Genomic DNA, 4,248 nt, shown 5'->3' with positions numbered 1-4,248 from the left:
AGGGCGCGCAGCGCGGCGAGGTCGTCGGGGACGGGGCGGTAGCCGGCGGCCAGGGCGTCCGCGAGGAGTTCGAGGTAGCCGGTGGTGGAGCCGGGGAGCGCCTGGCGATACCGGCCCAGATCGGCGAGCAGGAAGGCGCGCAGCCGCTCCGACTCGCGTACCGCTTCGTCGAGGCTCTCCGCGAGACGCAGGCAGTCCTGCGCCTCGGAGGTGCCGGCGTGGTCGGTCTTCAGGGCGATGGCGAGGGCGCCTCGGAGCACACGCAGCTCGTCTGCGCTGAACGCCATGCCGCCGCGGGATCCGTATGGCGTGGGCATGGGCCGACGATACGCACTAATCCGACAAAAAAGGTTTATGGGTTCATTGGTGGGCGCGTTGCTGTCAGGTGCGCCCACCGGTGTCCGTCGGCTGCGTGGTCCCCCGGCGCCGTCAGCTGCGCGACACGTTCCGCTCGTAGACGAGGCGCAGGCCGATCAGGGTGAGCCAGGGCTCGTGTTCGTCGATCACCGCGGAGTCGGCGAGCACCAGCGGGGCGAGGCCGCCGGTGGCGATCACCGTGACGTCGTCCGGGTCCTCGGAGAGTTCCTTGGCCATGCGGTGGACCAGGCCGTCGACCTGGCCCGCGAAGCCGTAGAGGATGCCGGACTGCATGGCCTCGACGGTGTTCTTGCCGATGACGTTGCGCGGGCGGTTGAGCTCGATCTTGCGGAGCTGGGCGGCCTTCACGCCGAGCGCCTCGACCGAGATCTCGATGCCGGGGGCGATCACGCCGCCGACGTACTCGCCGCGCGCGCTGACCGCGTCGAAGGTGGTCGCGGTGCCGAAGTCGACGACGATCGCCGGGCCGCCGTACAGCTCGTTGGCCGCGACCGCGTTGATGATGCGGTCGGCGCCGACCTCCTTCGGGTTGTCGAAGAGGATCGGCACGCCCGTCTTCACGCCGGGCTCGACCAGGACGGCCGGTACGTCGCCGTAGTGGCGGCGGGTGACCTCGCGCAGCTCGTGCAGGACGGACGGGACCGTGGAGCAGATCGCGATGCCGTCGATGCCGTCGCCGAGCTCCTCGCCGAGCAGCGGGTGCATGCCCATCAGCCCGTTGAGGAGTACGGCGAGTTCATCGGCGGTGCGGCGGGCGTCCGTGGAGATGCGCCAGTGCTCGACGATCTCGTCGCCGTCGAAGAGGCCGAGGACCGTGTGCGTATTGCCTACGTCGATGGTCAGCAGCATCAGAGAGTCGCCTCGTCTTCCGAGGCTTCGCGCAGGTCGAGGCCGATGTCCAGGATCGGCGAGGAGTGCGTGAGGCCGCCGACCGCGAGGTAGTCCACGCCGGTCTCCGCGTACGCGCGGGCCGTGGCGAGGGTGAGACGGCCGGAGGACTCGAGCAGCGCGCGGCCCTTGGTGAGGGCGACGGCCTCGGCGGTCTCGGAGGGCGTGAAGTTGTCCAGGAGGATCAAGTCGGCGCCCGCGTCGAGGACTTCACGCAGCTGGTGCAGGGTGTCGACCTCGACCTCCACGGGCACGTCCGGGAACTGCGTCCGTACAGCCTTGAAGGCCTGCGCGACACCGCCGGCCGCGACTACGTGGTTGTCCTTGACCAGGGCCGCGTCCGACAGGGACATGCGGTGGTTGACGCCGCCGCCGCAGCGGACCGCGTACTTCTCCAGGGCGCGCAGGCCCGGGGTGGTCTTGCGGGTGTCGCGGACCTTGGCCTTCGTGCCCTCCAGGGCGTCCGCCCAGGCGCGGGTCGCGGTCGCGATGCCGGAGAGGCGGCACAGCAGGTTGAGCGCGCTGCGCTCGCCCGTGAGCAGGTCGCGGGTGCGGGTCGTGACGCTCAGGAGCTTCTGGCCCGCCTCGACGCGGGCGCCGTCCTCGACGTGGCGCTCGACCTCGAAGGCCTCCTCGCAGACGATCGAAAGCACGGCCTCGGCGACCCGCAGACCCGCCACGACGCCGGCCTCGCGGGCGGTGAAGTCGGCGGTGGCGACGGCGTCTTCGGGGATCGTGGCCACCGACGTGACGTCCACGCCGCCGTCGAGGTCCTCGGAGAGCGCCATATGCGCGATGTCCTCCACGAGGACGGGATCGAGGCCCGCGTCGGCGAGCAGCTCGGCCAGCGCGGGGTCGAGACCGCACTCCAGGGCCGTCTCGTCACCACAGGCGCAGCCGTCGCCGCAGCCTTCGTCCGACTGGGCAAGGGGAAGGTCGGTGCTCACTGCTGCTCCTGGGCTCGGGTCGGAGGGAAGTATGCGGTGTCGGTGGTGTGCACGGCGAGCGTGCGGTCCGGATTGAGGGTGACGACGATGTGCTTGCGCCACTGCTCGTCGTCGCGGTCGGCGTGGTCCTCGCGCCAGTGGCAGCCGCGGGTCTCCGCGCGCAGCCGGGCGGCGGTGACCAGGACCCGGGCGACGCACAGGAGGTTGGTGGACTCCCAGGTGTCGGTGCCGGGTTCGGCCGTCTTGCCGTGCTCGGCGAGCGCGCCGCGGGCCTCCGCGTGGATCGCCTCGATCCGCTCCGCGGCCTCGGCGAGCGACTCCGCGCTGCGCAGGACGCCCGCGCCCTCGGTCATGATCCGCTGGATCGCGAGCCGCGCCTCGGCCGGCAGCAGCGGGTACTGCGGGACTTCCGGGTGCGATACAGGAACCGGGGCGCCGGCCGCGGGCAGTTCGGCCGTGATGTCGTCGGCGATGCGCTCGGCGTAGACCAGGCCTTCGAGCAGGGAGTTGGAGGCCAGCCGGTTGGCGCCGTGCACACCGGTGCAGGCGACCTCGCCGCAGGCGTACAGGCCGGGGACCGTCGTACGGCCGCGGCTGTCGGTGCGCACCCCGCCCGAGGCGTAGTGCGCGGCGGGCGCGACCGGGATGGGCTCGGTGACCGGGTCGATGCCGTGGGCGCGGCAGGCGGCGAGGATGGTCGGGAAGCGGTGCTCCCACATCTCGGCGCCGAAGTGCCGCGCGTCCAGGTACATGTGCTCGGCGCCCTGCTCCTGCATCCGGCGCGTGATGCCCTTGGCGACGATGTCGCGGGGGGCGAGCTCGGCCAGCTCGTGCTGTCCGACCATGAAACGGACCCCGTCGGCGTCGACGAGATGGGCGCCCTCTCCTCGTACGGCCTCGGAGACCAGGGGCTGCTGGCCCTCCGCGTCCGAGCCGAGGAAGAGGACGGTGGGGTGGAACTGCACGAACTCGATGTCGCTGATCTCGGCGCCGGCGCGCAGGGCGAGCGCGACGCCGTCACCGGTCGACACGGACGGGTTGGTGGTCGCGGAGAAGACCTGGCCCATGCCGCCGGTGGCGAGCACCACGGCCCGGGCGTGCACCGCGCCGACCCCGTCGTGCTGGCCCTCGCCCATGACGTGCAGGGAGACTCCGGCCGTACGGCCTTCGGCATCGGTCAGCAGGTCGAGGACCAGGGCGTTCTCGATCGTACGGATGCCGGCTTCGCGTACCGCCTCGTTGAGCGCGCGGGAGATCTCGGCGCCGGTCGCGTCGCCTCCCGCATGGGCGATACGGCGGCGGTGGTGGCCGCCCTCGCGGGTGAGCTCGATCTCGCCGCTGGACGGGTCGGTGTCGAACTGGGCGCCGGAGCCGATCAACCGCCGTACCGCGTCCGGGCCTTCGGTGACCAGGATCCGGACGGCGTCCTCGTCGCACAGGCCCGCGCCCGCGACCAGGGTGTCGTCGAGGTGCTGCTCGGGGGTGTCGCCGTCGCCGAGCGCGGCGGCGACGCCGCCCTGGGCCCAGCGCGTGGAGCCGTCGTCGAGGCGGGCCTTGGTGACGACGACCGTCCGCAGATCGGCGGCCGCGCAGCGCAGGGCCGCGGTCAGACCCGCGACGCCCGAGCCGACCACGACCACGTCGGCGTCGATGGACCAGCCGGGGGCGGGGGCGTGCAGGCGTATGCCCGTGCCCGTTTTCGAAGTGGTCCGGCTGCTCATACGGCGGCTCCGAAGGTGAGCGGAATGTTGTCGATCAGTCGGGTCGAGCCGACCTTCGCGGCGACCGCGAGGATCGCCTCGCCGGTGAAGGTGTCGTCGATCTCGGTGAAGTCCGACGGGTCGACCAGGGCCAAGTAGTCCAGGACGAGCGGTGGTTGAGCCCTGGCCGCGTCGTCGAGCACACAGCGCGCGGCCGCGCGGACCGCGGCCGGACCGCCGGTATGGGCCTGCGCGACGGCGTGTGCGTCGGCGGCGGCGCGGGCCTCGCCCAATGCGCCGAGCGCCTTGGCACGGGCCCTCGAGGCGGGCGCCGC

The 4,248-nt window shown here is 72.4% G+C and carries 4 protein-coding genes and 1 pseudogene; all 5 read right to left on the bottom strand.

Annotated features, from left to right (window positions below; genetic code table 11):
* Nucleotides 1–317: pseudogene (locus tag ABT367_RS41030) on the bottom strand (hypothetical protein); the annotation flags it as partial.
* 112 nt (nucleotides 318–429) lie between these two features.
* Nucleotides 430–1,227: a type III pantothenate kinase gene (locus ABT367_RS41025; protein WP_352259036.1), complete on the bottom strand. Its 798-nt coding sequence runs from the start codon at nucleotides 1,225–1,227 to the stop codon at nucleotides 430–432.
* A complete protein-coding gene (gene nadC / locus ABT367_RS41020; RefSeq protein WP_352259035.1) occupies nucleotides 1,227–2,213 on the bottom strand; it encodes a carboxylating nicotinate-nucleotide diphosphorylase in 987 nt (328 codons plus the stop codon). The genes ABT367_RS41025 and nadC overlap by 1 nt, the downstream gene beginning before the upstream one ends.
* A complete protein-coding gene (locus ABT367_RS41015) occupies nucleotides 2,210–3,934 on the bottom strand; it encodes an L-aspartate oxidase (protein WP_352259033.1) in 1,725 nt (574 codons plus the stop codon). Before ABT367_RS41015 ends, nadC begins: the two co-directional genes overlap by 4 nt.
* A partial coding sequence (locus ABT367_RS41010; protein WP_352259032.1) for a pantoate--beta-alanine ligase occupies nucleotides 3,931–4,248 on the bottom strand: 318 nt, incomplete at its 5' end. The genes ABT367_RS41015 and ABT367_RS41010, both read right to left, overlap by 4 nt.

It is taken from the genome of Streptomyces mesophilus (assembly GCF_040300965.1).
In the GTDB taxonomy this organism is placed as follows: Bacteria; Actinomycetota; Actinomycetes; order Streptomycetales; family Streptomycetaceae; genus Streptomyces; species Streptomyces mesophilus_A.
This window is presented reverse-complemented; position numbering and strand designations above follow the sequence as displayed.

Excerpts from the sequence above, each read along its gene's own strand:
- ABT367_RS41025 (WP_352259036.1), bottom strand. The coding sequence starts at position 1,227 with ATGCTGCTGACCATCGACGTAGGCAATACGCACACGGTCCTCGGCCTC.
- ABT367_RS41015 (WP_352259033.1), bottom strand. The coding sequence starts at position 3,934 with ATGAGCAGCCGGACCACTTCGAAAACGGGCACGGGCATACGCCTGCAC.